Genomic DNA, 22,290 nt, shown 5'->3' with positions numbered 1-22,290 from the left:
ACACCCCAGCAGAGTAACGGTTTCAGAGCAAACCGCAACGCTGTTTGCTTCGTACTTCAGCCTCCTGATAGAGCGTAAACTCGTCATACACCGGGCAGCCCAGCGCCGCTTCAAAGGCATCGCGGCTGGCATTTCCGTGGCTGCGCGCCTGGGTTTCGTTCCCGAGATTGGACTGGAATATCCCGGCAGCGCTGACCGGCAGGAAATCTTCGTAGGTAATCGGCTGAGCGACCACCCACCCACGTTCGATCAGCGGCTGCGGATCGTCTCCGGGACGAAACGCGTGGCGATGCGCTTCCCCCGCAGGCGTCAGACGATAGCGGAAATAGGCCAGCTCCTGACGACGCATTAGCATTTCGCTGTCCGGGAAAGCGTTAAAGATCTCCCGCAAATGCAGCTGGTGGGTCAGGTTATCTTTACCGGTACCGGCCTGTGCGAGCAGGCTATCGTACAGTTCACGGCCTTTTGGCGTCAGCGCCACGCCGCGCTGTTCAATTTCACCAAACCGCGCGGTATGTGTGCCTTTATGTTCTCCGGCAAACAGCACTGGTTCTTCAAGCGCCTTAAAGCTGGTCTGTCGTAAGAGCACAGGCACTTCGCGACGAGGAGGTCCTTCGATCAGCACTTTTGGTTCTATACCATACTTCGGCATCAGCTCCTGCACTCGGTCAATATCCAGGGTACGCGGCGTGAGGTGGTTAATGTGGCAGCCCGGGAAGCAAACCACATCGGCAATCAGCCGGTGTTCGTTGTGCAGGGCCAGATAGGTTTCCTGATCGACCGTCGCATGACGATGCCAGCGGAAGGTTTCCAGCGCTTCCTGCACAAATTCGTGCGCCTGTGCGTCAGTAAACTGCCCTTCCGACTCATGGAGCTCGATCAGCGCCAGACAGCGTGGGGTAAAGATGTTCCGGTGAGACAGGATCTCCGCCGCGCGTTCACGCAGCGCAACGTTTTCAATCAGCTCAAGACGCAGCAGCGAGGTAAAGATACGAAACGGATTACGGCACAGCGCCGCATCGTCTATCGGACGAAACGCCGTGGAGTGGACCGGCACCCCCGCCTGAGAGAGATCGTAATAGCTGACCGGGTACATGCCCATGATGGCAAACATACGACGCAGGGTTGATAGTTCCTGTGCCGTGCCGACGCGGATCGCCCCGTGGCGCTCCACGTTCAGGCGCGCCAGTTCATCGGCATTAGCCAGTTGTTCATGTAATAGCGGGTTATTTTCCAGAACCGCCAGGTTTACGTCTGCGACCAGTTCGAGCAAAGTGCCGTATTGCGGAACTTCCTGCTGGTACATCGCCGACATAGCCTGCGAAAAGCGTTCCCGAATGTCATCAGCCGTGATGGTGTTCGCCATGATGTCATGCCTCCAGTGAATATTACCTGGAGTGTAGAGAAACCCGTTCCTTCCTGGGGGAAGAATTTCTGATTTGTGATCTTAAGACGACAGTGGTCAAACCGTGTGCTACTGGCCCCCTGAACAACCCCAAACGGAACCATTATTTTATCCTCACACTGTCTCCAGACGAGGATTATGCCAACAGGGTCTACACTCTATCTTTAGGTAAAGAGGTTCGCGGAAGTTGGCACGGCGATCCGCATTCCGACCTGCTCACCGTGGCCGATTGCGGCACCGGTATCAAAAACCGTAATCGGTTTTGCCTGGTAGCAAAAAGCAGCCCGGCGATGCGCGTGCCCCATCGTTTCAGAGGTACGGACCATGTTCGCACTTGATGCATTCCATTTAGCAAGAATTCAGTTCGCTTTTACCGTCTCGTTCCACATCCTGTTTCCTGCGATCACCATCGGGCTCGCCAGCTATCTGGTGGTGCTGGAGGGCATGTGGCTGCGCACCAAAAACGACGTCTGGCGATCGCTGTACCATTTCTGGCTCAAGATATTTGCCGTTAACTTCGGGATGGGCGTCGTTTCCGGTCTGGTCATGGCGTATCAGTTTGGCACCAACTGGAGCGGCTTCTCACAGTTCGCCGGCAGTATTACCGGCCCACTCCTGACCTATGAGGTGTTAACCGCCTTCTTCCTGGAAGCCGGTTTCCTTGGCGTCATGATGTTCGGCTGGAATAAGGTCGGTCCGGGTCTGCACTTCTTTTCAACCTGCATGGTGGCGCTCGGCACGCTGATGTCGACCTTCTGGATCCTCGCCTCCAACAGCTGGATGCATACCCCGCAGGGTTTCACTATCGATAACGGGCAGGTTATCCCGCAGGACTGGCTGGCGATTGTCTTTAACCCCTCGTTCCCTTACCGCCTTATTCATATGGCTATCGCCGCTTTTTTGAGCAGCGCGCTGTTTGTCGGGGCATCGGGCGCATGGCATCTGCTGCGCGGTAACGATGCCCCCGCCGTTCGCACCATGTTTTCGATGGCGATGTGGATGGCGCTGGTGGTCGCGCCCATTCAGGCGGTGGTGGGCGATATGCACGGCCTGAACACGCTTGAGCATCAGCCGGCAAAAATTGCCGCCATTGAGGGGCACTGGGAAAATCCTCCCGGCGAGGCTACCCCGCTGCTGCTGTTTGGCCTGCCGGATATGGACGAGGAGCGCACCAAATACGGTCTGGAAATCCCCGCGCTCGGCAGCCTTATCCTGACGCACAGCCTGGATAAGCAGGTCCCGGCGCTGAAAGACTTTCCGAAAGAAGATCGCCCAAACTCGACCATTGTTTTCTGGTCGTTCCGCGTGATGGTCGGGATGGGACTGCTGATGATTACCCTTGGTCTTATCAGCGTCTGGCTGCGCTATCGCCATCGACTTTACCACTCGCGCCCGTTCCACTGGTTTGCCCTCTGCATGGGGCCTGCCGGGCTACTGGCGCTGCTCGCCGGATGGGTAACCACCGAAGTGGGACGTCAGCCGTGGGTCGTCTATGGCTACCTTCGCACCATCGACGCGGTATCGCTGCACAGCACCTTGCAGATGAGCATCAGCCTGCTGGCGTTCTTCGTCGTCTACTCGTCGGTGTTTGGCGTAGGCTATGTCTATCTCATCCGGCTGATTAAGAAAGGTCCTCAGCCCGTCGATACGCTGACGTCAAACACCTCGGGCACGCCTGCCCGTCCGCTGTCTGCCGCTGAGTCTGTTCCGGAAGAGGAGAAAATCTGATGGGTGTCGATATCTCAGTGATTTGGTTTGCCATCATCGTGTTTGCCACGCTGATGTACATCATTATGGATGGCTTCGATCTGGGCATTGGCCTGCTGTTTAACTTCGTGGGCGATGCCAGAGAGCGCGATGTGATGGTCAACAGCGTGGCGCCCGTCTGGGACGGTAACGAGACCTGGCTGGTACTCGGCGGCGCGGGGCTCTTCGGCGCATTTCCGCTGGCCTATGCGGTCATTATTGATGCGCTGACGATCCCCCTCACCGCGATGCTGATCGGCCTCATTTTTCGCGGCGTCGCCTTTGAGTTCCGCTTCAAAGCCACCCCCTCACACCGCAAGTTCTGGGACTACTCCTTTGCTGGCGGCTCCCTGCTCGCCACCTTCAGCCAGGGCGTGGTGGTGGGGGCGATGATAAACGGCTTCGACGTGGAGGGACGGCGGTTTGTTGGCTCGGCGCTGGACTGGCTCACACCCTTTAATCTCTTCTGCGGCATCGGTCTGGTCGTCGCCTACACGCTGCTGGGCACAACCTGGCTCATTATGAAAAGCGAAGGCGCGTTGCAGGTCCGTATGCGCGAGCTGACCCGCCACGTGCTGCTGGCGCTGATAGTGGTAATTACGGTGGTGAGCGTCTGGACGCCGCTCGGCTGGCAGTACGTGGCCGACCGCTGGTTTACCCTACCCAACTTCTTCTGGTTCCTGCCGGTTCCTCTGCTGGTCGGGATCTTCAGCGTGTTGATCTGGCGCCTGACCCGCAATCCGACCAGCCACGCGCGCCCTTTTCTGCTGACGCTGGGACTTATTTTCCTCGGGTTTAGCGGACTGGGCATTAGCCTCTGGCCGAACATTATTCCGCCGCGTATCACCCTGTGGGAGGCCGCTGCCCCGCCTGCCAGCCAGCTGTTTATGCTGGTCGGGACATTACTGATTATTCCGGTGATCCTGGTGTACACCGCCTGGAGCTACTACGTCTTCCGGGGCAAGGTTTCGGATACTGAAGGCTATCACTGAGGAACGCCATGACGGCGGACTGTTGTCGCGAAAAAGAATGTTTCTCTGTCCGCCTGTCATTTCTCGAAAAAAATATTCGAAATATATACATGGCGTTCAATCATGGCATATTTAATTTCTCGCATACCTGTATAGCAATTATTATGGCGGCCAATAGCAGAATACCTTCGATTTTTAAGGTGCGTGTTTTTAGGACTTATCACATTTGCCCCATAAAGGAATAGCAATAATACTTAATAATTCAATACACCCAAAGATGAAGGATATCAGATGAAATTATCATCCGCTTTCGCTTTAGTGATATTTCTGGCTCCGACCGCATGGGCAGATAATAACGGCGGATTACAAAAAGGCGAAGCCCCACCGCCACCTCATTCGCTGGATAGCGGATATCGCGGAACCGACGATGCGCGCATTATGACAATCACTCAGGCAAAACAAATGCACGATGGTGCAACAATTTCATTGCGCGGTAATCTTATTGACGGTAGCGGCGATAAATTTGTATTTCAGGATAAAACCGGAAAAATCGACGTTATTATTCCCCAGACAGTCTTCGAGGGCAGAACGGTAAAACCCGACCAGATGATCGGTATTAACGGTTCGCTTGATAAAAAATCATCCCCTGCCGTCGTCCGCGTAGATCGTTTGCAGAAATAATTCAGCGAAGCGTTAACGCTGCAGTTATCCATCAAATCTCACCCCTTGGCTTAAGGAGTCAGCTATGAGCGATACCCAACAACGTACGGTCCTTACTGGACGGTGCTGCAATCCAGCGGCGGGCAACCGATGGAAAAAGTGAAGGAGTTCGGTGGCGCCACCCCGCTGGGGCGTCCGGGCCAGCCCGTCGAGATTGCGCCATTGTACGTCACGCTGGCCTCGGATGAATGTTCCTTTACGTCCGGCCAGGTGTGGTGCTCTGACGGCGGTGACGGCGTGATCTAAACCGGTTAGCCACTCCTCTCCTGAATGCGCGATAAATGAACACGGACGTTCGCTTTTGTGCCCCCGTCGAAAAACATGTTGTAACTCAAACAGATCAAATGTTAAAAATATTTTGCTATCAAGTTATCAAAATTAAACAACTTAACTTGTCACCCGCATCGCTCTGTTTTTAACATCGCCTATGGAAAAAAATGGTCTGTTCAGTCAGCGCATACGCTTGCGCCATTTGCATACATTTGTGGCCGTCGCTCAACAGGGAACGCTGGGGCGTGCGGCTGAAACTCTTAACCTGAGCCAGCCTGCTCTCTCGAAAACGCTGAATGAGCTGGAACAACTTACCGGTACACGTCTTTTTGACCGTGGCCGTTTAGGGGCACAACTGACCCTGGTGGGCGAGCAATTTCTCACGCACGCCGTAAAAGTGCTTGATGCCCTCAACACCGCGGGCCAGTCCCTCAATCGCAAAGAAGAGCACGCCAGCGAAGTTGTGCGCGTGGGAGCCCTGCCTACCGCTGCACTGGGTATTCTTCCTCCGGTCATCGGTCAGTTCCACAAACAGCAAAGACATACCACGATTCAGGTTGCCACCATGAATAACACCATGCTGCTCGCGGGGCTGAAATCAGGTGAACTGGATCTTGGCATCGGTCGAATGTCCGATCCTGAACTGATGGGTGGTCTGAATTACGAACTGTTGTTCCTGGAATCACTGAAGCTGGTTGTGCGTCCTGACCACCCTCTGTTGCAGGATACCGTGACGTTAAGCCGCGTCATGGAGTGGCCTGTGGTGGTCTGCCCTAAAGGGACAGTCCCGCGAGACACTGCCGAAACACTGCTGAAAATGCAGGGATGTTCGCTGCCTTCGGGTTGTATCGAAACGCTTTCGGCCTCGCTTTCACGCCAGCTTACTCTGGATTATGACTACGTCTGGTTCGTTCCCTCCGGCGCGGTAAAAGATGATTTACGCAAGGGTACGCTTACCGCACTGCCGGTGACGTCGCCTGGCGCCGGTGAACCCATCGGTATTCTGACGCGGGTAGATACCCCGCTTTCCACAGGTGCACAGACGCTGCTGAGCGCCATTCGCAAATCTATGCCGGTCTAGAAACCTTTCCCCTCACTCTACCCCTCTCCCCAAAGGGGGCGAGGGGCAGTCCTGTGCTCTAATCAATTAATGCGAAATTATTCATTAACAATTGCGTAAAACAATTTAACAGTTTTATCATACCTGTGAATTCACCAAATGGTTCACAAATCATTTTACAAACCCGAATTCACTCGTATTTATCATTGCTCCCTTTGCAATTATTACCCAACTGGTACATTTCCGGCACGGCGGGGGGATCTAAAGGAGACAGAAAATGGCATTTGGCAGCGCGCCGCGCGGGATACCTCGTATTCTGCAGTGGCTACTTGCCGGACTGATGATGCTCATCGGTCTGGCCGTCGGCGGGTTGGGCTTTAAGCTCGCCTCCGTAGGTGGAAGTTGGTACTTCCTGATAATGGGCGTGGTGATGGTGATTGCCGCGATCCTGATTTTCACCAGTCGCACCAGTGGGATAGTGCTTTATAGCATCGCGTTTATCGCCTCGCTGTTCTGGGCTGTAAGCGATGCGGGCTGGGATTTCTGGCCGCTCTTCTCCCGCCTCTTTACGTTTGCCGTACTGGCATTCCTCTGCGCCATCGTGTGGCCTTTTCTGCGTGCAGCAAACCATAACGCACCGAACAAGGCTCCCGCTTTTGGTATCGCAGCCGTGCTTGCGGTGGCTATGCTGGTCAGCCTGGGCTGGATGTTTAAACCGCAAACCCTCGTGGCGGCTAACGAGCCCGTTCCGGTTAAACCCGTCGCACCCGGCGAGCAGCAAAAAAACTGGGAGCACTGGGGCAACACCACGCACGGCGACCGCTTCGCCGCGCTGGACCAGATTAACAAGCAGAATGTCAGTGGCCTGAAAGTTGCCTGGGTTGCACACACGGGTGATATCCCGCAGAGCAATGGTTCTGGCGCGGAAGATCAAAACACGCCATTGCAGATTGGCGACACGCTCTATGTCTGTACGCCATACAGTAAAGTGCTGGCGCTGGATGTCGACTCAGGTAAAGAGAAGTGGCGCTATGATTCCAAAGCCACGGCACCTAACTGGCAGCGTTGTCGTGGTCTGGGCTATTTTGAGGATCGCTCTTCAGTGACAACGTCACAGGTTGAGACACAGCCTGCCGCGTGCCCTCGCCGCCTGTTCCTGCCCACTACTGATGCCCGCCTGATTGCCATCAACGCGGATACCGGTAAGGTCTGCGAAGACTTTGGCGACCATGGCACCGTTGACCTGAGCGTCGGCATGGGCGAGATCAAGCCGGGCTACTATCAGCAAACGTCTACGCCGCTGGTTGCCGGGAATGTTGTTGTCGTCGGCGGTCGCGTCGCGGATAACTACTCCACTGGCGAACCGCCGGGCGTGGTGCGCGCGTATGACGTTCACACCGGTAAACTGGCGTGGGCGTGGGATCCGGGTAACCCGAACCTGACCGGCCTGCCGCCGGAAGGCCAGACCTACACGCGCGGTACGCCGAACGTCTGGTCGGCGATGTCTTACGACGCCAAACTGAACCTGATCTACCTGCCAACCGGCAATGCCACCCCGGATTTCTGGGCAGGTGAACGTACCGCGCTGGATGATAAATACAGCTCATCTATCGTGGCGGTTGATGCAGCCACCGGTCAGGTCCGCTGGCATTTCCAGACCACCCACCACGACCTGTGGGACTTTGATCTGCCTTCCCAGCCGCTGCTGTACGACCTGCCCGACGGTAAGGGCGGTACCACGCCTGTACTGGTGCAGACCAGCAAGCAGGGTATGATCTTCATGCTCAACCGCGAAACCGGTAAGCCGGTGGCGAAGGTTGAGGAGCGTCCTGTCCCGGCGGGTAACGTCGAAGGTGAGCGCTACTCTCCAACCCAGCCGTATTCTGTTGGTATGCCAATGATTGGCAACCAGACGCTGACCGAGTCCGACATGTGGGGGGCGACGCCTGTTGACCTGCTGCTGTGCCGTATTCAGTTCAAAGAGATGCGCCATCAGGGCGTCTTCACGCCGCCAGGTCTCGACCGTTCCCTGCAGTTCCCTGGCTCGCTCGGCGGGATGAACTGGGGCAGCGTCTCCGTTGACCCGAACAACAGCCTGATGTTCGTCAACGATATGCGCCTGGGGCTGGCAAACTACATGGTACCGCGCGCTAACGTGGCGAAAAACGCCAGCGGCATCGAGATGGGTATCGTACCGATGGACGGCACGCCGTTCGGCGCCATGCGCGAACGTTTCCTGTCGCCGCTGGGCATTCCGTGCCAGAAGCCGCCGTTTGGCACCATGTCAGCCGTTGACCTGAAAACCGGCAAGCTGGTGTGGCAGGTTCCTGTCGGTACGGTGGAAGATACCGGCCCGCTGGGCATTCGTATGCATATGCCGATCCCAATTGGTATGCCGACACTGGGTGCCTCGCTCTCTACTCAGTCTGGTCTGCTGTTCTTCGCTGGCACGCAGGATTTCTACCTGCGCGCGTTTGATACCGCCACCGGGAAAGAGATCTGGAAAGACCGCCTGCCGGTCGGCAGCCAGTCCGGCCCGATGACCTACGTGTCGCCGAAAACCGGTAAGCAGTACATCATCATTAACGCCGGGGGCGCCCGTCAGTCACCGGATCGCGGTGATTACGTTATCGCGTATGCCTTACCCGATAAGAAGTAACAGATGAAAAAAGGGACCGAAAGGTCCCTTTTTTTCTGGTGGCGCAACTCAGAACGTTTCCCAGTTATCCCCGGAAACCGTCGCCGCGTGGCGTAGCGGCGTGCTCTTCGTCACTGAGGCTGGTGTAGCCACTCGGCCTGGCTTCACGCTGCTCAAACGAAACGCGCCAACCGCCTCGGTCAGACGCGCGCCCTGTTCTTCCAGAGATGCTGCGGCTGCGGAGGCTTCTTCCACCAGAGAGGCGTTCTGCTGGGTCACTTTATCCATTTCAGAAATCGCCTGACTCACCTGCACAATGCCACGACTCTGCTCATCAGACGCTGCGGCAATCTCCAGCATGATGTCAGTCACCCGTTTAACCGCCTCCACGATTTCATTCATGGTGTTGCCGGCGGCGACAACTTCACCAGAACCCTGGTCGATCAGCGAGACCGACTCGTTGATCAGGCTCTCAATCTCTTTTGCGGCATTCGCACTGCGGCTTGCCAGGGTACGTACTTCACTTGCCACCACAGCAAAACCACGGCCCTGCTCACCCGCACGCGCCGCTTCTACCGCTGCGTTAAGCGCCAGGATATTGGTTTGGAAGGCAATGCTGTTAATCACTGCGGTAATCTCAGAGATTTTTTTCGAACTGCTGGAGATGTTACCCATGGTTTTGACCACCCCGGAGACCATCTGGCCGCCACGGCTGGCTTTACCGGAGGCATCTTCCGCCAGTTTACTGGCATGGTGAGCATTATCCGCGTTCTGTTTCACCGTTGCGGTCAGTTGTTCCATACTTGCGGCGGTCTGCTCAATGGCAGCAGCCTGCTGTTCAGTGCGCGAAGAGAGATCGGTGTTACCGGCAGAGATTTCACTGGTTCCACGGTAGATCTCCTCCGCCCCCTGACGTACGGTACCCACGGTGTTTTCAAGCGAGTGCTGCATGGTTTGCAGATCGCGCGTCAGGCGGCCAATTTCGCTACGTCCGGCCACATCGTCCGGCATCGTCAGGTCGCCTTTGGCGATATTCTCGATACGTTTCGCCGCACGCTGCAGCGGATGGATCACCGTGCGGCGCAGCACGGTAAAGGTCAATGCCGTCAGCACCAGTGCGAGCGCGAACGCGCCGATCATAAACATCAGACCCAGCTGTGTGCGGCTGTGCGCCTGTGCCGTCAGGGCATTGGCACGGTCGGTACGGATCTTAATCGCCTTCAGCAGCACGGCGTTGTAGGCGTCGTCCAGCGGACGGGCGGTTTCGTTTTCATGGTTGATAATCGCTTCAAACATACCGTTTTTGGCGAATTTCACCATCGGCTGCATACCCGCAATATAGGCGTCATATCGTGCTTTCAGGTCAGCATCCAGCGCTTCGCCCTCTGCGGTACGCACGGCGCGATTCATATAGGCGGTGAAACTCTCCTGAGACTGCTTAATACGCGTTTCCGCATCGCTGATGTTCTGCTTCATGGCATCCATCTCCGCGATACGGCTTGCCGCACCGGCGTGGATCAGATTGATACGCGCGGTTCGCAGATGGTTTGAGCTGTTCGACAGCCCCATACGCACCTGAATTTCAGATGTGACATCCTGCTGATCGCGATCGGCCTGAAGCAGGAAATATCCCGCCAGACCTGAGCTCAAGGCAAAAAGCAGAATAATGCCACCGAGAATGGAGGAAAACAGCGGAACCAGCCTGATGTGATGCAAGAAGCCCAGCTTGCGCTGCGCCTGCATCGAAGTAGTGTTGTCCATGACCGTCGACTCTCTTATAGGTAAGATGCGTAAAAACACGCCCGTTAAATAGTCATCGGCACGGCAGAGATTTAGATTACGGCTAAAAACGCCGCACTGGTCACACTTTAGAGAAGATTATTAAAGAAATGCCAGCGGTGAAAAACCGCTGGCAGAAGAATTACTTGTCGCCGAAATGAAATTACTTGTCGCCGAAATGAATAACGGTGCGGATGGATTTCCCTTCGTGCATCAGATCAAACGCGTCGTTGATCTGCTCCAGTGGCAAACGATGGGTGATGAACGGGTCGAGCTGGATTTTTCCGGCCATGGCATCTTCAACCATACCCGGGAGCTGAGTACGCCCTTTCACGCCGCCAAACGCGGAACCGCGCCACACGCGACCTGTCACCAGCTGGAATGGACGAGTTTTAATCTCCTGACCCGCCCCGGCAACCCCAATGATGATGCTCTCGCCCCAGCCTTTGTGGCAGCACTCCAGCGCAGAACGCATCACGTTCACGTTGCCGATGCATTCGAAGCTGAAGTCAACGCCGCCGTCGGTCAGCTCAACGATGACATCCTGAATCGATTTTTCGTGATCTTTCGGGTTCACGAAATCGGTCGCACCCATTTCACCCGCCAGCTTGAATTTCTCCGGATTGGTGTCGACTGCGATGATACGACCGGCCTTCGCCTGAACCGCGCCCTGAATCACCGCCAGACCAATGCCGCCGAGACCGAACACCGCCACGGTATCGCCCTCTTTGACCTTTGCCGTGTTATGCACCGCGCCAATACCGGTGGTCACGCCGCAGCCCAGCAGGCAGACTTTATCCAGCGGCGCCTGCGGGTTCACCTTCGCCAGCGAGATCTCCGCGCAAACGGTGTACTCGCTGAAAGTGCTGGTGCCCATGTAATGATAAACCGGCTCGCCGTTATAAGAGAAACGGGTGGTGCCGTCCGGCATCAGCCCTTTGCCCTGAGTGGCGCGAACCGCCTGGCAGAGGTTGGTTTTACCGGATTTACAGAACTTACACTCGCCGCACTCCGCGGTGTACAGCGGGATCACGTGATCCCCTGGTTTCAGGCTGGTCACGCCCTCGCCCACTTCTACCACAATCCCGCCACCTTCATGACCGAGTACCGCAGGGAAAACGCCTTCCGGATCGTCACCCGACAGCGTAAACGCATCGGTATGACATACGCCGGTATGGGTTATTTTGATCAACACTTCGCCTTTCTTCGGCGGTGCCACGTCGATTTCAACGATTTTGAGCGGCTGGCCGGGGCCAAATGCGACAGCAGCGCGAGATTTCATATTGTCTTCCCTTATTGTGAGGTATGTGGGTTTATTTTAGATAAGAGCGCAGCAAATGGCCGACTTCCGCCATGCGCACGGCTCGCTGATCCGGCGTTGTTTCCCCCGTCACCAGCTCATCGTTGAGGTGAATTTCGACCATTTCGCCCATCAGGCCATTGGCAGCACCGCGCACGGCGGCGATTTGCTGCAGGATGGCTAAACAGGGATCGCCCGACTCCAGCGCGCGTTCAAGGGCATCGACCTGCCCACGAATGCGACGGACGCGGGTAAGGATACGTTTTTTGTCTTCGGGTGAATGCGGCATACGCCCTCCTGATACTATAGGGGGGTATGGTATACCTCTAAGCACTCTTATGTAAAGATTAAGAATTCTATGATTATCATGTATTTACTTAATAAATTTAAAAGTCACTATCAGACATAACGAGATTTTTCTCTGATCCAGTTAGATTACCATACAAGTTTTAAGGTCTTATTCATGATGACGTTTCGTACAAAAAACGCTCAGTGATTTACCTGTCATTAATTGCCAAATACTTATTTTCAAGTAGTGGCATTAGTTACCTTTTTAAGATAGGTTATTACGCTTCGAATAATTACATGGTATACTAAGAATTATTACTTTTAAGGTTCAAAAATGAACGTGCTCTTCAAAACTACGTCTTTCACCTCAACTAACTGTCCAAAAAAAGTAAAGTCATCATTGTTAGACTTTATTTTCATTACTACTTTCTTCGCAATAGCTGTAACTGGAATTAAAAACACCGTTCAATTACCAAACTATTTATATTCATTAATACACTACATATGGCTTGCCAGCCCTTTACCTTTAGCTTATATTTCACTTCGTTTAATAAAACTACCATCTTTAGTTTCAGCCTATATTTCTTTTACAACATTTAAATTACTTGAATATATAAACAATATCAAGTTATCTCTCACAGGTGAGGTGTTATCCTGGAATGATTTATTCTCTCACTCTAATATAACCATCGCAAAACATTATCTTACAGCATGGCCAGCATTCTTTCTTTTCCTCGCACTTTCAATCTGTGTGATTTTATTTTTTATCAGCCGAGTGTTTTATACAACAAAGAAAAACACAATGGCTCTTGCTATTATCTTTATAATAACATTGCCATTTTCGTTTTACTCTCATTTCAGTTCTCTCTTTGGTGAGGACAGTGTCACCTCCAGGAAAATGATATTATTAGCTAAGGAAATGAATGTAAATTACAAATCATGGAATTGGCCTGAAAATCTTCAGGATAATGGAATAGCAATGCATCTCGTGATGACAAGTTCACGAAAATCTGCTCCTTTAGTTAGCAAAAGTAATAAAGAAATTTACAATCTTGAAAAACGTACGGATAGTACGCTATTACCAAAACATAAAACTATCATTTATGTGCTCTGTGAGTCATGTTGGTATGACAATGCAAATTTCAAAGAAATTATCACCCCAATATTGAACGAAGGGTTTGTTACTTTTAGAGCTACTTCTCCAGTTTATGGTGGAGGTACTGCAAATGTTGAATTTGAAATGCTAACCGGATTACCAAGTAATTCAAGGGTTTTATCCGGCATAATTTATCAAGAATATGCATCACAGTTCAAATCGTATTCCGATACTATTGCCAGCTCATTAAAAGCAAAAGACTTTATAACTTATGCAGCACACAATTATTTAAAAGAATTTTGGCATAGAGATATTGTATATAAAAAATTTGGATTTGAACAATTTGATGGTCTTTATGAAATGTCTAATATAAGCCTTCCGGAACAAATTGTTGCAACCAGAAAAAAATGGCAATGGCAACCTGATGATTATCTCCTTTATAAGTCAGCAATTGAACACTTAAAAAAAGCTGGCGGAAAAAACATATTCATAAATTTAATTACTATGTCTACACATGGTCCATATCCTCATGAGAACGATTCAGGTGAGAAAATATATACATTCGAATTAAAACAAGCCGTTGATCGTTTTGTTAATTTCTACAAAGAAGTTCGAAAAATAGATCCGAATGCAGTAGTTGTTCTTTATGGCGATCATAAGCCCGCCTTAAATAAATTCTTCATGGAAAATAACGTTCTTGCAACTGAGCTTTTCAGCAAAACAGGCAATCACGACGATGATTTTGTATTTAAGTGGGATATAAAACCTACAGATTATGGAGATGTCCCTGTATTTGTGACTGCAGGAGATAATGCTAATTTAGAACAACTCTCTCAAGAAGCAAATAATCAACCTTATTTTTGTGTTTCATCTCTTATTGATAAATACTTAATTAACTCCGGGCTACCAAGCTTCGTATATAACATTAAAAACCATTGTTCTGAAAAAAGTCAATCGTACGAACACAAAATCAATGCAATGCCATCGTGGGTATATTCAATGGCATTATTCGAAGATGAGGAAAAATAATTCTGCATGCTGGTTTTAAAAAGGCTATAAGGAATTATTTTCATTGTGTTACACCAGCTTTTGCATCTCCTCTTTAAGCCAGCGGGTCGAACCTCGCTGGCGGGTTAACCGACGCAGAATGCGTTTATCGAACGGTTCAACCGGACGTACCGGACAGAAATCCTGGATTTTTACCTGTTCAGAACGCTGAATGAAGCACGGGAAATCACGGAACGCTGGCTGAATGAACACAACAACGAGCGTCCTCATGAATCCCTGAATAACCTGACGAGGGAGGAATACCGGCTGATAGCTGAGAAACAGGAACTCTCAAAAAGTGCATGGAACTAAAGCTGGGATGCTTACACAACGACATACCTATGCTCTTCCATGAACTCACTTTATTCGATTGAGTTAAGTCCACATAGGATTGGTTACGTTAATTGCGCAAGATCGGTCAGGATCTTCACTGTACGGTAAAGCAAAGTAAGTCATCAGGAGGATGCAATGAACGATGCAATCAAAACGGCCTACCGCGAGCGCTTCACGATGGTGTGCGACTATATCGCCCACCATCTCGATGAGCCGCTCACGCTGGAGAAGCTCAGCGCGATAGCCTGCTGTTCACCTTTTCATTTTCACCGGCAGTTTCTGGCATTCAGCGGCCAGCCGCTGTATCGCTATATCCAGTGGCTACGCCTTCGTCGTGCTTCCTGGCGACTGGCGTTTAATCCACAGGATAAGGTGATTGATATTGCGCTCGATGCCGGATTTCAGAACCCCGAATCGTTCAGCCGCGCCTTCAGAAACGCATTTGGAAAAAGCCCCCGTCAGTTTCGGCAACAGCCGGACTGGCTGAGCTGGCACCAGCGCGTACCGAAAATGACCTTTCAGGAGCAAAAAACAATGGAAATTAAGATTGTCGATTTCCCACAGACCCGAGTGGCAGTGCTGCAGCACCGTGGCAGCCCAGATAGGGTTAATGACAGCGCGGCGAAATTTATTGCCTGGCGTAAAACCTCGGGCTTATCACCCGTACACGAAAGCAGCACCTTTGGCATTGCCTGGGATGACCCGGCAACCACACCCGCAGACGCCTTTCGTTTCGATATTTGCGGCAGTATCTCTGAAGCGATACCAGAAAATGACTTCGGGGTTTCCAGTGGTGAAATCGACGGTGGTCGATACGCCGTCGGGCGTCACTCAGGTTCGCTGGATAACATTTCCGCCACGGTATGGGTGATGTTTCGCGACTGGCTACCGGCCAGCGGCGAAACGCTGCGCGATGCCCCGGTATTTTTCCACTACCTCAACTTTATTCACGAGGTGCCGGAACATGCGCTGCAAACGGATATCTACCTGCCGTTAAAATGACTATACCTCATTGACCGCTATATCGGCCGGGTAGCTGCGCTTACCCGGCCTGCCGCTCCTGAAACTGTGCTACCCTGGCATAAATTACGGTCTGGATGACAATGAGAAATAACGGGTTCCCGATATAGAGATATATCCGAAAACCATCCTGTCAGGTGCCGAATTTAGCCTTTCGTCTCTCACCTCTACAAAGAGCGGCTATCCTTTAACTATCAACAAAAGGAGGCAAAAATGTCTGATTTCGGTACTGATAAAAATACCCAGTTTGCTGAAGACAAAGCAAAAAATAAACTTGATGAACTCGCAGGTTCAGCGCAGCAGCAGTTTGGTGAATTCGTTGATTCACCAAAACATCAGGTAAAAGGTGCCGCGAAAAAATATGCCGCGCAGGCCAGCGATGCGGTCTCCGATGTCACCGAAGCGGTCAGAAACAACCCTCTCACTGGCCTAATCGCCGCTGGTGCTGTCGGTATTGTGCTCGGCCTGTTGCTGGGTCGAAAATAACTCAAGGCCCTTCGGGGCTTTTTTTCCTCACTAGCTAAATAACCGTACCATGCGGTCTAACTCATCTTCTTTCACAGCACGAGATAAATAATACCCCTGAAAGTTTTTGACGCCCAGGGCAGCTAATTTCTCAAACTTTTCTTCGCTATCAACTCCCTCTGCAATGCAATCCGTCCCGGTCATATCGCTATAAAGTTGTATCGCTTTAATAAGGTGATAGTCATTGTCATTTGCCACGAAATGCTCAACAATGTCCTTGTCTAGTTTGAGCCCATCAAAATGTACCTGTCGCACCGGGAACATGGTTTGATGGTTAGAGAAGCAGTCATCCAAAAATAATCGACATCCCGTACTCCGTAAATGGCGCATAGTTTCAGGGATCCTGGTGTCCTTCGTGACATCAATATCCTCCGCGAATTCAAAGACTAAATTTTCGGCCCACCGCGGTTTGAGTAGCATGTCGATAGCTTTCTTTGCCATATCAGGCAATGCATTCCCGGAAGCCAGTCGGGGTGGTATATTAACTGAAAAATAATACTTCCCGTTATATTTATTAATACCAGACACGGCAGCATGGATAACTAACGCCGTAATCTTTAGCCATATTTCATTATTTGAAATATCAGCCAAAAAACTGACTGGCTTGACGATTTTACCATTTTTATTCCAGCGAATAAGTATTTCAAAACCAACCCCTTTTTTGTTATGGTCGGTAATGATCTGGTACACAGGGAAAATTTCCCGCTTAAGCAGCGCGTTAAAAATCTCTGTTTCCTTTTCCGTAAAGTCTGTCTTTTGACTTTTGCGCTTAATACTCTCACCCACATTGAAATTGTGTGAATCGTTTACCCATTGCTTGATTAAATGTAATTTTTGAACACCTTCCTTTCGGTGAGTATATACCGTTTTATTAGATAACCCCATTGTGTCGCACAATTCTTTTACGGACATGCCCCGGTAGAAACTTAATAAAACATCAACCTCCCTTCGGGTTAGCCATTTAAAATTTCCTTTAGCAGAATAATCCAGAGAGTGATCCCGCAATAAACGAGAACCATCCTTAAATATATTATCATGCATGCTGATGGAGCCTATTATATCAGACACGCTGGCCATGCGAATCAGCGATAACTGACGGCTGCTATTTAAAAGGCTACCCAGGGTGCGATACAGCCAGCTGTCTGGTATATCACCATACAGAGTAACACGTTGAATAACGGGTAGCGAATTAAGTACGGATGCCAGGCGTTTCAGACTCTCAAGGAGATTGACAATACCTTTCCCGAGGAACACCACAATGTGAGCACTCTGATTTATAAGAATATTTTTTCTGTCTCGTTGAGATATCTCATCCCCAACAAAGCGAATAAGCGATGCCTCTATCCCGTATTTTTCCAGGATCAGACGATATCCCTGAAATGTGAAGCCGCAGGCTGAGATGACAAACTTTTGGTCATCGCAAGCCCCATTTCTGAGAGAAATTTTTTGGGTCATAACCTGCTCCTGGGCACCAACGCGCCATTTCCATTTGTGAATGCATAAAATGTCATGCACCTGATGTGAGTATTAATTTTACCGTACAACAACAGGGTAAGAAACAGTCCTCACTGGAACATCTTTGCGTTAATCACTTCACGCCACACAACCTGAAAATATACTTTTCTTTTCAAATAACCACGGTAAATGTTTCATTCTCAGGGTATAATGAAAATTCCGAAAAAGAAGGCTGGATACTTCATCTATCGGCTCATTCAAATACGAGAAATACGCTATGGATAATCATATCTCATCCAGGGCCTTGCTACATCGAAGGGATGTTATAAAGAACAATCCGCGATTCAGTGAGGCAATATTAGAGCACTACACCATTAATGACACCATCTACAAAAAACAACCTTTGTTCTACAAAACAATGCTGCAGGAATCACGATTTAACATTATCCTTTCCATGTGTTGTTTTATTTTTGGAAATCAGGCTGAATCTGTCTCGGAAATAAAAGAGTTATGTTCTCGCTATAAAATAGCCAGCCCCAACAGCGTTATTGCAATCATTACGATACTCAGAACCACCGGGCGCATCAGCACCTGGCGCTGCACGGAAGACAGACGCAAAACGAGAATAGCGCCAACTGAAAAAGGCCTGAATGAACTAAAGCGATATATGTCCGGGGCATTTTTGCCGGTCAGCATTCTTTATCCGGCATTTAATATTGACGTTAACCTTTTGGATAATGACGTGTTGAGAAATAATTTTTTCCGTCGCGTGGCAGAATATCTTTTTCGGGGATTAACGTTCAGAAAGGTTTTGCCTGAAGTGGGATTATTCATCGATAAAGATGGCGGTCGAATGATTATGCTCTATCTATACCTGCAGGCCATAAAAAACAAATCTGCCCATGGTGCAACTATTGAATATTCAGCAAGCACACTCGCAAAAGAATTTTTTGTTTCAAGAATTCACGTCAACCGAATCATCAAATCGGCACAAGAGGCAGGTTATCTGAAAGATCGCGGTGATGGGCGTATGTCGATATACCCGGCGTTTATCGAACTCGTTGAAAATTATGCCGGATTATATTTTGCATATGTCACGCATTACATTAACGTTGTTCCTAAAGATCGCCGCCACGCTCATCACGTGACGTCAACCGCTTAACTCAGCAGGCGTTCGGTGTTCCGAACGCCATTCGCCTATCGCTCTCGTAACGCCTCTTTCGCTTTATTCAATGGTTTCAACAGATAATCCAGAATAGTTTTACTGCCCGTTTTAATATCAACCGTGGCTATCATGCCCGGAAAGACCGGAAACTCTTTGCCTTGCTTATTGGTCAGATGGTTATTGTCGGTACGGATGTAAACGCGATAATAGTAGACGTCTCTTTTCACTTCATCCTGTAAGGTGTCCGGGGAAATCATGGTCACGTCTCCTTCCAGCCCACCGTAAATGGAGTAGTCATAGGCCGTAATTTTCACCAGCGCTTTCTGGCCTGGATGGATAAAGGCCACATCACGCGGTGAGATTTTCGCCTCAACCACCATCTGATCGTCCAGCGGAACCAGGCTCATCAGTTTGCCGTTGGGGGGAATAACGCCACCAACGGTTGTAACGTCAATATCCTTAACAATCCCGCGAACCAGCGCATTGAAGGTCAGCCTTGTCAGGGAATCCTCGCGCCCCTTCATCACCGAACGCTGGGCTTCAATTTCCGCATTCGCTTTTGCCAGCTCTTCACGGGCGCGAACGTAGTACTGATTTTTCATCTCGGTGATTTTATTCTCAAGCTCATTTTTTTGACGCTCAAGACGTAATACCTCAACCTTGCTGGCCGCACCCTGGGTCACCAGTGGTCGGGTTAACGACAGCTCTCGCTGCACCAGTTCTGCCCCCTGACGCAAACCAGCCAGCCCTTTTTCCAGACTCTCGCGACGGGACTGGTAAAGCGCTGTTTCCTGCTTGACCAGCTCAACGTCGTCATCCAGTTCCTCAGGAAACGCGAGCTCCGTATCGTTCACTTCGGCCTTCAGGCGCGCAGCCGTTGCCAGCGCGGCATTCAGACGAGACTCACTCTCCAGGACGCTTGACTCGGTTTTGGTCCGGTCAAGCTGCGCAAGCTGCTGACCGCGTTCAACAATGTCACCTTCGCGCACCATCAGGCTGTGAATAATGCCGCCCTCAAGAGACTGAATCACCTGCTCATGCGATGAAGGTATAACTTTGCCGTTGCCGGTAGTGACTTCATCAAGCTGGAAAAGACTCGCCCAGATGATAAACACCGCCAGCAGGGCGAACAGCGACCATGCCACCAGGGACGATCGCGGTAAGCGCGGCTCCTTCAGACGACTATTGAAACGTGAGAAATCATTCATGCCGCGCCCTCCTCTGCCACCGCTGCCGGTTTCATGGTCACGGTGCGCTGAGCCGCTTTTTGCGGTGCCATACCGTGCTGATGCAGGATCGCGTCACGTGGACCGTCCATCACCACCTTACCGTTTTCCAGCACAATGATACGGTCGACCAGGTCCAGAATAGGCAAGCGGTGAGTTGCCACAACCAACGTCCGGCGTTTACCCAGCCACTTGTGAAGATGTTGAATAAACTGCTTCTCGCTCACTTCATCCAGCCAGGCGGTAGGCTCATCCAGCAGCAGGATATGCGGTGAGGTGATCAGGGCGCGCGCCAACAACAGCGCCTGGCGCTGGCCGCCCGATAGCCCCGTGCCTCCCTCGTTGATGATGGTGTTCAACCCCATTTTCTGTTTGCGCACAAACTCCAGCGCACCGCTGTTGACCAGCGCATGATGAATTTCATCGTCAGTGGCGAGCGGGTTCCCCATCAGGATGTTGTCACGCACCGAGCCAAAGAACAGGCGCGCCTGCTGGCTGAGCAACTGCATATCACGACGCACGTCTGCCGGATCAAGATGGTTCAGGGCAATATCGTCCAGCAGAATGCTCCCCTGCTGCGGCTCCTGCATACCCGCCAGAAGCTGTAACAGCGTACTTTTACCGGAACCATTTCGCCCCAGCACCGCAACCCGTTCTCCGGCACGGATCTGCAGCTTGCTGATGTTGAGCACGGTGAGTTTCTCTTCTTCGTCGTAGTAAAACCCTACGTCCTCAAGCCTGTAGTCGCCGCGCAGGTGCGCTTTGTGCACCTTTTTGCCGTTCTGCGGATCGTCAATCGGACGCTGCATCAGGTCGTCCAGCCCCTTGCGGGCCACTTTTGCCGACTGCCAGCGCGAGAGCACGCCTGAGATCTGCGACAGCGGCGCAATTGTGCGCGATGCCAGAATCGAGGTCCCCACCAGCGCACCGGTGGTCATGTCACCGCTGATAACCAGATAACAGCCCACCAGCAGTACCACCGCATAGACAATCGACTGCACCTCCTGCGTCCAGGTGAGCAGCAGGCCCGTCAGCCAGCGCTGCTTCATACCAACGCTGGCGGCAACGTCGTTGGTGTTATTCCACTGGTTCTGGAAACGCTGCTCGGCGCGCATCAGCTTGATGTCTTCAATGCCCTGCACCGCTTCAACCAGCGTGGCGTTACGAATGGCGGACTCGCGCATCCCTTCGCTGGAGAGTTTACCCAGCGGACGCTGCACCAGCAGACCAGGAATGAGCAGCAACGGTACGGCGAGCAGAACCACCAGCACCAGCGGACCGCCAATCATCCACAGAATAAAGACAAACAGCAGGAAAAACGGCAGATCGGAGAGTGCCGCAATGGTGGTGGAGGTGATGAGCTCGCGCACCGACTCCAGCTCGCGGATCTGGGCTATAAACGATCCGGTTGATTTAGAGCGCGCGCCGTTTTTAATCCGTAGCGCATGGGCAAAAACGCGTTCGGAGATGCGCAGATCGGCACGCTTCCCCACCACGTCAGAGATATGCACGCGCAGCATACGCATGATGAATTCAAACACGATGGCAATCATCACGCCGCCAAACAGCACCCACAGCGTGGCTTCTGACTGCGACGGTACCACCCTGTCGTAGACCTGCATGGAGAAGACCATGCCGGAAAGCGCCAGCACGTTAGCGACCAGCGCCACCAGCATAATGTCGCTGTAGCGTCGCCAGTCCTTCAGCGCCAGTTGCCAGAACCAGTTTTTTTCATACGGTTTGATGTAGTCATCCACGCGGGCATCCGGCGCGGATTCAAGCGGGCGCAGCACCATCAGTCCTGTTAACCGTGAACCTAGCTCCTCACGCGTTAGCGTTGTCTCCAGACCTCCGTCGCCACTGAACTGCAGACTGACATTACCTTCACCGTCCATGCGAGCGATCACCGCGATTTGCCCGCCGGTGAATTCCGCCAGCATCGGCAAGCGCCACGGGTCAAGGGATACGGCATCTGCCGCGACCATACGCATCCCCAGCCCAAGCTGGCGCGCCATCTCCTCCAGCACCAGCTGGCGCGGAGACTGACTTTCATGATTAATGGTGACCCGAACATGCTCCGCAGAAAAATCCAGCCGATAATGCTTCGCGATGATGAACATGCCCTGCAGCCAGGGTTCGTACTGTGGATGTGTCTTCATAATGCTACGTCCTGTCCAGCGCGATAATTACGCACTGAAATGATACCTTTACGGGATGATTGAAAATCGAACCGTCTCTAAACGAGC

Annotated in this window: 17 protein-coding genes and 2 pseudogenes; 11 read left to right on the top strand and 8 right to left on the bottom strand. The window is 51.7% G+C overall.

The window, feature by feature from the left end; all coding sequences use genetic code 11:
- Positions 1–22 precede the first annotated feature (22 nt).
- Together JGF26_RS16455 and JGF26_RS16450 are read right to left on the bottom strand one after the other, a co-directional pair.
- Positions 23–1,366 carry a VOC family protein gene (locus JGF26_RS16455; RefSeq protein ID WP_028017461.1) on the bottom strand — a complete coding sequence of 448 codons (1,344 nt, stop codon included), beginning with the start codon at positions 1,364–1,366 and terminating at the stop codon, positions 23–25.
- 203 nt (positions 1,367–1,569) lie between these two features.
- Positions 1,570–1,731, bottom strand: coding sequence for a hypothetical protein (locus tag JGF26_RS16450; RefSeq protein WP_164881334.1), 162 nt, complete (start codon positions 1,729–1,731; stop codon positions 1,570–1,572).
- Between JGF26_RS16450 and JGF26_RS16445 the strand changes: the two genes are divergently transcribed.
- From JGF26_RS16445 to JGF26_RS16420, 6 genes and pseudogenes are all read left to right on the top strand, one after another.
- Positions 1,730–3,133, top strand: coding sequence for a cytochrome ubiquinol oxidase subunit I (locus JGF26_RS16445; RefSeq protein ID WP_134708402.1), 1,404 nt, complete (start codon positions 1,730–1,732; stop codon positions 3,131–3,133). The two genes, JGF26_RS16450 and JGF26_RS16445, sit on opposite strands and share 2 nt — an antisense overlap.
- Entirely contained in the window at positions 3,133–4,143 is a 1,011-nt protein-coding gene (gene cydB / locus JGF26_RS16440) for a cytochrome d ubiquinol oxidase subunit II (RefSeq protein ID WP_134708401.1), read from the top strand. The genes JGF26_RS16445 and cydB overlap by 1 nt, the downstream gene beginning before the upstream one ends.
- Before the next feature lie 270 nt (positions 4,144–4,413).
- The gene (locus tag JGF26_RS16435) at positions 4,414–4,803 is read left to right on the top strand and encodes a YdeI family stress tolerance OB fold protein (protein ID WP_108089950.1); all 390 of its coding nucleotides are present in this window, start codon (positions 4,414–4,416) and stop codon (positions 4,801–4,803) included.
- A gap of 87 nt (positions 4,804–4,890) precedes the next feature.
- Positions 4,891–5,088: pseudogene (locus JGF26_RS16430) on the top strand (SDR family oxidoreductase); the annotation flags it as partial.
- 181 nt (positions 5,089–5,269) lie between these two features.
- Positions 5,270–6,193, top strand: coding sequence for a LysR substrate-binding domain-containing protein (locus tag JGF26_RS16425; RefSeq protein ID WP_134708400.1), 924 nt, complete (start codon positions 5,270–5,272; stop codon positions 6,191–6,193).
- A gap of 256 nt (positions 6,194–6,449) precedes the next feature.
- Positions 6,450–8,831, top strand: a complete 2,382-nt coding sequence (locus tag JGF26_RS16420) for a glucose/quinate/shikimate family membrane-bound PQQ-dependent dehydrogenase (protein WP_134708399.1) — start codon at positions 6,450–6,452, stop codon at positions 8,829–8,831.
- 48 nt (positions 8,832–8,879) lie between these two features.
- Here the strand turns inward: JGF26_RS16420 and JGF26_RS16415 are convergent, their stop codons facing one another.
- The 3 genes from JGF26_RS16415 to JGF26_RS16405 form a co-directional block, all read right to left on the bottom strand.
- Entirely contained in the window at positions 8,880–10,571 is a 1,692-nt protein-coding gene (locus JGF26_RS16415; RefSeq protein WP_134708398.1) for a methyl-accepting chemotaxis protein, read from the bottom strand.
- A 181-nt stretch (positions 10,572–10,752) separates the two neighbouring features.
- Positions 10,753–11,871, bottom strand: a complete 1,119-nt coding sequence (locus JGF26_RS16410) for an S-(hydroxymethyl)glutathione dehydrogenase/class III alcohol dehydrogenase (RefSeq protein WP_108089953.1) — start codon at positions 11,869–11,871, stop codon at positions 10,753–10,755.
- Positions 11,872–11,902: 31 nt separating this feature from the next.
- On the bottom strand, positions 11,903–12,178 hold the full coding sequence (locus tag JGF26_RS16405; RefSeq protein WP_028017469.1) for a metal/formaldehyde-sensitive transcriptional repressor: 276 nt from the start codon (positions 12,176–12,178) through the stop codon (positions 11,903–11,905).
- A 333-nt stretch (positions 12,179–12,511) separates the two neighbouring features.
- On the opposite strand from JGF26_RS16405, the gene JGF26_RS16400 reads away from it, so the two are divergent.
- The 4 genes and pseudogenes from JGF26_RS16400 (at position 12,512) to JGF26_RS16385 (ending at position 16,159) form a co-directional block, all read left to right on the top strand.
- Positions 12,512–14,302: an alkaline phosphatase family protein gene (locus JGF26_RS16400; RefSeq protein ID WP_134708397.1), complete on the top strand. Its 1,791-nt coding sequence runs from the start codon at positions 12,512–12,514 to the stop codon at positions 14,300–14,302.
- Between the two features lie 108 nt (positions 14,303–14,410).
- Positions 14,411–14,632 (top strand): annotated as a pseudogene (locus JGF26_RS16395) (transposase); the annotation flags it as partial.
- 156 nt (positions 14,633–14,788) lie between these two features.
- Entirely contained in the window at positions 14,789–15,655 is an 867-nt protein-coding gene (locus JGF26_RS16390; RefSeq protein ID WP_134708396.1) for an AraC family transcriptional regulator, read from the top strand.
- A gap of 231 nt (positions 15,656–15,886) precedes the next feature.
- Entirely contained in the window at positions 15,887–16,159 is a 273-nt protein-coding gene (locus JGF26_RS16385) for a CsbD family protein (RefSeq protein ID WP_045284344.1), read from the top strand.
- Between the two features lie 30 nt (positions 16,160–16,189).
- On the opposite strand, the gene JGF26_RS16380 is transcribed toward JGF26_RS16385, so the two are convergent.
- Positions 16,190–17,653, bottom strand: coding sequence for an EAL domain-containing protein (locus JGF26_RS16380; RefSeq protein WP_134708395.1), 1,464 nt, complete (start codon positions 17,651–17,653; stop codon positions 16,190–16,192).
- 277 nt (positions 17,654–17,930) lie between these two features.
- Here JGF26_RS16380 and JGF26_RS16375 point away from each other — a divergent pair, with 277 nt between their 5' ends.
- Complete coding sequence (locus tag JGF26_RS16375) at positions 17,931–18,815, top strand: MarR family transcriptional regulator (protein WP_134708394.1); 885 nt, start codon at positions 17,931–17,933, stop codon at positions 18,813–18,815.
- A gap of 35 nt (positions 18,816–18,850) precedes the next feature.
- Here the strand turns inward: JGF26_RS16375 and JGF26_RS16370 are convergent, their stop codons facing one another.
- Together JGF26_RS16370 and JGF26_RS16365 are read right to left on the bottom strand one after the other, a co-directional pair.
- Positions 18,851–20,026, bottom strand: a complete 1,176-nt coding sequence (locus JGF26_RS16370) for an HlyD family efflux transporter periplasmic adaptor subunit (RefSeq protein ID WP_134708393.1) — start codon at positions 20,024–20,026, stop codon at positions 18,851–18,853.
- Positions 20,023–22,203 (bottom strand): type I secretion system permease/ATPase, encoded by a 2,181-nt coding sequence (locus JGF26_RS16365; RefSeq protein WP_108089958.1) that lies wholly within the window; start codon positions 22,201–22,203, stop codon positions 20,023–20,025. Before JGF26_RS16365 ends, JGF26_RS16370 begins: the two co-directional genes overlap by 4 nt.
- Between the last annotated feature and the right edge of the window lie 87 nt (positions 22,204–22,290).

Source organism: Enterobacter sp. E1 (genome assembly GCF_016809815.1).
Lineage (GTDB): Bacteria > Pseudomonadota > Gammaproteobacteria > Enterobacterales > Enterobacteriaceae > Enterobacter > Enterobacter adelaidei.
Note: the sequence above shows the minus strand (reverse complement) of the source record. Positions and strands in the feature narration are given on the sequence as shown.